The sequence below is a fragment of the Ruminococcus sp. SR1/5 genome (assembly GCF_000209835.1).
GTDB lineage: Bacteria > Bacillota > Clostridia > Lachnospirales > Lachnospiraceae > Blautia_A > Blautia_A fusiformis.
Genome location: NC_021014.1, coordinates 966,386 through 972,666, shown reverse-complemented (window position 1 = coordinate 972,666; position 6,281 = coordinate 966,386). Strand labels below are relative to the sequence as shown.

The window sequence follows — 6,281 nt, the reverse complement described above, 5'->3', positions numbered from 1 at the left end:
CAATAGAAAAAGGCTTGAGAAATCGGAGATTTCGGACGTATAATATAATAAGAAAAAAACAATATAAGATACAGAGGAGAATTTATCATGAAATATCAGTCAGTTATGGATCTTCACACACATACCGTAGCCAGCGGACATGCATACTGCACACTTCGCGAGATGGCCAGGGCTGCTTCCGATAAAGGTCTTGAACTCCTGGGAATCACAGAGCATGCACCGAAAATGCCCGGAACCTGTCATAAGTTTTATTTCCAGAATATAAAGGTAGTACCCCGTGAAATGTACGGGATCCAGCTGCTTCTGGGTTCGGAGGTAAATATCCTGGATGCGGCGGGAACGGTAGATCTTGAGCAGAAAACCCTGGAGAAGCTGGACGTGGTCATTGCAAGTCTTCATGTTCCATGCATCAGACCAGGCAGCAGACAGGAGAATACGGAGGCCTATCTTAATGCTATGAAGAATCCGTGTGTCAATATCATCGGACATCCGGATGACGGAAGATACGAGGTTGACTATGAGGCGCTTGTACAGGGCGCCAGAGAATACGGTAAAGTCCTGGAGCTGAACAATCACTCCATGGACCCTGACTGTAACCGTGAGAATGCAGTAGAGAATGATACCATCATGCTGGAATACTGCAAAAAATATCGGGTACCTGTGGTTATGGACAGTGATGCCCATTTTGATCTTCTGATCGGGGAATTTGATCTTGCCAGAGACCTTCTGACTAAACTGGATTTTCCGGAAGAGCTGGTACTGAACCGTTCTGTGGATGCCGTGAAAAAGTATGTAAACCGGAAATTCTGAAAGATAGACGACTGTTCTGTATTAATTGACGGTAATACGAAAAACTTTCTGAAAAAAAGTTGTCAAAATTGAATAAAATACTTGAAATTTGCATGGAAATTTAGTAAAATGTGAACATATTAAGTAAGACAAACAGGGAGGTATTACATATGGACGTTTTCAGAACAGACCGAATCAGAAATGTAGTCCTATTAGGTCATGGTGGCGCAGGCAAAACAACGCTGGCTGAGGCAATGGCTTATCTGGCAGGTATGACAAGCAGACTCGGACGTGTTGAGGATGGCAATACTGTCAGCGATTATGACAAGGAAGAAATAAAGAGACATTTTTCCATCACAACTTCTCTGATCCCGGTACCATGGGATAAGATGAAGGTAAATGTACTGGATACTCCCGGATACTTCGATTTTGTGGGAGAAGTTGAGGAGGCAGTCAGTGCCGCAGATGCAGCGATCATCGTTGTTTCCGGTAAGGCCGGTGTTCAGGTTGGAACACAGAAGGCATGGAATCTCTGCGAGAAATATAAACTTCCGCGAATGATCTTTGTTACAGATATGGACGTGGATGATGTCAGCTATCGTGAGGTCGTGGAAGAGCTGACAGAGCTGTACGGCAAGAGGATCGCTCCCCTTCATTTCCCGATCCGTGAGGATGGTAAGTTTGTAGGTTATGTCAATGTTGTGAAGCAGGCAGGAAGAAGATATATTGATAAGGCCGGCAAGGAAGAATGCCCGGTTCCGGATTATCTGACAGAATATCTTGAGAAATATCATGAAACTCTGATGGAGTCTGTTGCAGAGACAAGCGAAGAATTTATGGACCGTTATTTCGAGGGAGATACCTTCTCCGTAGCAGAGGTTTCCGCAGCTATTGCAACCAATGTACAGGATGGAAGTATTGTTCCGGTATGCATGGGATCACCGGTGAACCTTCGCGGTGTATCTAACCTTCTGGATGATATCTGCGGTTACTTCCCAAGCCCAAGCGGACGTTCCTGCAATGGTATCGCACAGAAGACTAACGAAATCTTTGAGGCCAATTATGACTTTGCCAAGGCAAAATCCGCCTATGTATTTAAGACCATCGCGGATCCGTTCCTTGGTAAATATTCTCTGATCAAGGTATGCTCCGGTGTGCTGAAATCCGATGATACACTTCTTAATGTAGAGAAAGGAACAGAGGAGCGTGTAAACAAGCTTTATGTCCTGGAAGGTTCCAAACCGATCGAAGTTCCGGAGCTTTTTGCAGGGGATATCGGTGCCATTGCCAAGCTTGGCAGTGTACAGACCGGTGACAGCCTTGCAACCAAGGCGAATCCGATCCTTTATCCAAAGGCTATACTTTCCACACCATATACATATAAGAGATTTAAGGCAGTGAAAAAGGGCGACGAGGATAAGATCGCACAGTCCCTTGCCAAGATGATGACAGAGGACAGAACACTGAAGGTTGTCAATGACAGTGCAAACCGTCAGAGCCTGATCTACGGTATGGGTGATCAGCATCTTGATATCGTTGTCAGCAAGCTGAAGGAGCGCTATAAAGTGGATGTGGAGCTTTCCAAACCGAAGGTTCCGTTCCGTGAAACACTCCGTAAGAATTCAGATGTAGAAGGCAAACATAAGAAACAGTCCGGCGGACACGGACAGTATGGCCACGTTAAGATGCGCTTTGAGCCATCTGGCGATCTGGAGACACCTTATGTATTTGAGCAGGTAGTTGTAGGTGGTGCAGTTCCGAAGAACTACTTCCCGGCTGTTGAGAAGGGACTTCAGGAATGTGTTCTCAAGGGACCTCTGGCTGCATATCCGGTTGTTGGTGTGAAGGCAACCCTTTACGATGGATCTTATCATCCGGTAGATTCTTCTGAGATGGCATTTAAGATGGCAACTATCCTTGCCTTCAAGAAGGGCTTTATGGAAGCGTCTCCTGTACTTCTTGAGCCGATCATCTCCATGAAGGTTACAGTTCCGGATAAATATACCGGTGATGTTATGGGAGATCTGAACAAGAGACGTGGTCGTGTTCTCGGAATGAATCCGGACCACGAAGGAAATACCATCATTGAGGCAGATGTTCCGCTTCTTGAAATCTATGGTTATTCCACTGTCCTTCGTTCCATGACCGGTGGAAGCGGAGATTTCTCCTATGAATTTGCACGCTATGAGCAGGCTCCTAATGATATCCAGGAGAAAGAGATCGCGGCACGCGCAAGCAAGGTTGACAGTGCTGACGAATAAACAGAGATATTTTTTGAGGGCAGAATAAAGAGTTGACAGGCTACAGCATTTGCTGTAGCCTGTTTTCAGATGCATTCGTGAATAAGCAGTCAGAGAAACGAATTGCGCTCATACAGGTTATTGAAGTATGAGCAAAAAAGAAAAGAGAGAGGACAAAAAATGTTAGTATGTGATTATATCGTGGAACAGATTGACGGAGATTATGCACATTTGAAGCGTGTGGATCAGCCGGAGGAGGAACTGAAAGTGGTTGCCAGAGCATTACTTCCGGCAGAAATCTATGAGGGCTGTGAGCTTCATTATGAGCTGATGCAGTATTCAATGAAATGATAAGGCTGCAGGATATCGCGGATATGGCAGGTGTCAGTCGTACAACCGTATCCAATGTGATCAATGGAAATACAAAACGGGTTTCACAGAGCACCATTGACCGGATCACGGCGATCCTGAAGGAGCAGAATTATGTTCCCCACATGGGATCTGTGATGCTATCCGGACACGGATCAAGGATCATTGGAGTGGTTCTTGGTTTTTCCTTCATTCATGGTATGCAGTCTCTGCAGGATTCTTTTGTGGGAGAGATCACCGGAACGCTGCAGGTCGAAGCAGAAAACAGAGGCTATTATATTATGCTCATTGGCGGTGAACGGATCGATAATGTGGTAGATATGGCATCCCGTTGGAATGTAGAGGGTCTTATCATTATAGGGTATAATGAAGAACAGTATCATCAGCTTTCCAGAAAGCTGAATAAAAAATGGTATTGATCGATGCCTATCCGAAGGGTGGATATAGCTTTCAGAATGTAGGAGTGGATGATTATTCCGGCGGATATCAGATCGGGGAATATCTGCATTCCTGTGGATACCACCGGGCACTTTTTGTTGCGGAAACAGAGCAGGACAGTGATTATGCCAGATGGCTTGGATTCAAACAGGCTATGGAAAAAAATGGCGGCTTCTGCAGCCGCTCCCGCTATGTGGTGGTTCCCCAGGAACCCCGGCGCAGACTGAAAAAATATGAAGAGCTGCTGCCTCATTTTCTGGAGACAAAGGCTCTGGCATTTTCTTCGGATTACACAGCTGTGGAGGCCATCAATTTTTTTACAGACAGGGGAATCCGGATTCCGGATCAGATTTCTATTACCGGCTTTGATGATAATTTTTATGCGCAGATCGTCAGGCCAAAGCTGACCACCATTCATCAGGATGTTCATCAGAAAGCACTTCTGGCCTTGCGGAAGCTGCTTCTTATGGCAGAGGGAAAGGAACCTGCCGAAAAAAATGTAAAAAGCCCTGTCTGGCTTGTAAAGAGAGATTCTGTAAAAGAGTAGCAGGATCTCTTTTTTATGTTGTGATGACTTTTCCTGGTGCCTCTCCGGAATGTGGTAGGAATTCTTTCGCCGGACAGTAGTGCTTTATTGTTAAAACTGCATAAAAAAACAAAAAGTTTGGCAGTAATTTAAGTTTCACGAGAAACCTGTTGATTTTAAAGGGTGGATAGGATATGCTAATTTCAGAATCAACAGAAAAAGGAGGCCATTTACTATGAAAAAAACTGGTGGAAAGAAAGCGTGGTATATCAGATTTACCCGAGAAGTTTTAAGGACAGCAACGGAGACGGAATTGGTGATATTCCCGGGATCATAGAAAAACTGGACTATCTGAAAGAACTGGGAGTAAATGTTCTCTGGATCTCACCCATGCTGGAATCTCCGCAGGATGACAATGGCTATGATATTTCCGATTACCGCAGGATCTATAAAGAATATGGAACCATGGAGGATTATGAAAAGCTTCTTGAAGAAGCGCATAAACGGGGCATTAAGATCCTCATGGATCTGGTCGTAAACCATACTTCCGATGAACATAACTGGTTTATTGAAAGTAGGAAATCCAAAGATAATCCTTACAGGGATTACTATATCTGGAGAGAGCCGGTGAATGGAAAAGAACCGAATAACTGGGGAAGTGCGTTCGGAGGACCTGCATGGGAGTATGATCCTCAGACAGAGATGTATTATCTTCACCTGTTTTCAAGAAAACAGCCGGATCTGAACTGGGAAAATGAAAAGGTTCGTCAGGAAGTTTACGATATGATGAATTTCTGGTGTGAAAAAGGAATCGACGGTTTCCGAATGGACGTGATCAGCATGATCTCCAAGGATCAGTCATATCCGGATGGAGAAATGAATGGAGGATTATACGGCGATTTTGGTCCTTACTGCGTCCATGGCCCGAGGATCCATGAGTTTCTTCAGGAAATGAACAGAGAGGTTTTATCCCGATACGATGTGATGACAGTTGGAGAAACCTCCGGTGTGACTATCGAAGAGGCACAGAAATATGCAGGTGAGGACAGGAATGAGCTGAACATGGTGTTTCAGTTTGAGCATGTAGAGGATCAGGGATCAGACCATGGTAAATGGACTACCGAAAAATACGATTTCCAGGAATTTAAAAAGGTTATGATCAAATGGCAGGAAGAGCTTGCGGGAAAAGCATGGAACAGTCTGTTTCTTGGAAATCATGACCAGCCAAGAAGTGTTTCCAGATTTGGAAATGATAATCCGGCATACAGGGAAACTTCAGCCAAGATGCTGGCAACCTGTCTTCATATGATGCAGGGAACTCCTTATGTTTATCAGGGAGAAGAGCTTGGAATGACCAATGCTTATTTTACAGAGCTTAAGGATTATCGTGATATCGAGAGTATTCAGTATTTCCATGAATATACAGAAGCAGGTATTTATACACCGGAATATATGATGAAGTGCCTGATGCTGAGAGGACGTGACAATGCCAGAACACCAATGCAGTGGGAGGATTCTCATCAGGCCGGCTTTACGGAGGGAACGCCATGGATTAGGGTAAACTCTAATTATAAGGAGATCAATGCGAAGCAGCAGCTTTCAGATCCGAATTCTATTTTCCATTATTATCAGAAGCTGATCCGTTTAAGAAAAGAAAAACCGGTGATCGTTTACGGTGTTTTTGAGGCACTTTACAGAGATCATGATCAGATTTTTGCATATACCAGAACCCTTGAGGGAGAGAAGCTTCTCACAGTCTGCAATTTCAGTGAGCATGTGGCAGAAATGGAAATTCCGGAAGAATTTCAGAAAAATGCAGAATGTCTGATCACAAATCTTGGAAGAAAGGATTTTGGAAAGAAAGTGGTCCTGAAACCTTATGAGGCATTTGTTCTTTACAGAAATCTGTAACAGGAGAG

The 6,281-nt window shown here is 44.4% G+C and carries 6 protein-coding genes; all 6 read left to right on the top strand.

The window, feature by feature from the left end; genetic code table 11:
• Positions 1-87: 87 nt before the first annotated feature.
• The 6 genes from CK1_RS05025 (at position 88) to CK1_RS05000 (ending at position 6,273) form a co-directional block, all read left to right on the top strand.
• Entirely contained in the window at positions 88-810 is a 723-nt protein-coding gene (locus CK1_RS05025) for a phosphatase (protein WP_015525208.1), read from the top strand.
• A 149-nt stretch (positions 811-959) separates the two neighbouring features.
• Positions 960-3,050 carry an elongation factor G gene (locus CK1_RS05020; protein WP_015525207.1) on the top strand — a complete coding sequence of 697 codons (2,091 nt, stop codon included), beginning with the start codon at positions 960-962 and terminating at the stop codon, positions 3,048-3,050.
• A 159-nt stretch (positions 3,051-3,209) separates the two neighbouring features.
• Positions 3,210-3,380 carry a hypothetical protein gene (locus tag CK1_RS05015; RefSeq protein ID WP_015525206.1) on the top strand — a complete coding sequence of 57 codons (171 nt, stop codon included), beginning with the start codon at positions 3,210-3,212 and terminating at the stop codon, positions 3,378-3,380.
• 23 nt (positions 3,381-3,403) lie between these two features.
• Positions 3,404-3,817, top strand: a complete 414-nt coding sequence (locus CK1_RS05010; RefSeq protein WP_242996982.1) for a LacI family DNA-binding transcriptional regulator — start codon at positions 3,404-3,406, stop codon at positions 3,815-3,817.
• Positions 3,808-4,383, top strand: coding sequence for a substrate-binding domain-containing protein (locus CK1_RS05005; RefSeq protein WP_015525204.1), 576 nt, complete (start codon positions 3,808-3,810; stop codon positions 4,381-4,383). Before CK1_RS05010 ends, CK1_RS05005 begins: the two co-directional genes overlap by 10 nt.
• A gap of 207 nt (positions 4,384-4,590) precedes the next feature.
• A complete protein-coding gene (locus CK1_RS05000; RefSeq protein WP_306289072.1) occupies positions 4,591-6,273 on the top strand; it encodes a glycoside hydrolase family 13 protein in 1,683 nt (560 codons plus the stop codon).
• Positions 6,274-6,281 lie beyond the last annotated feature (8 nt).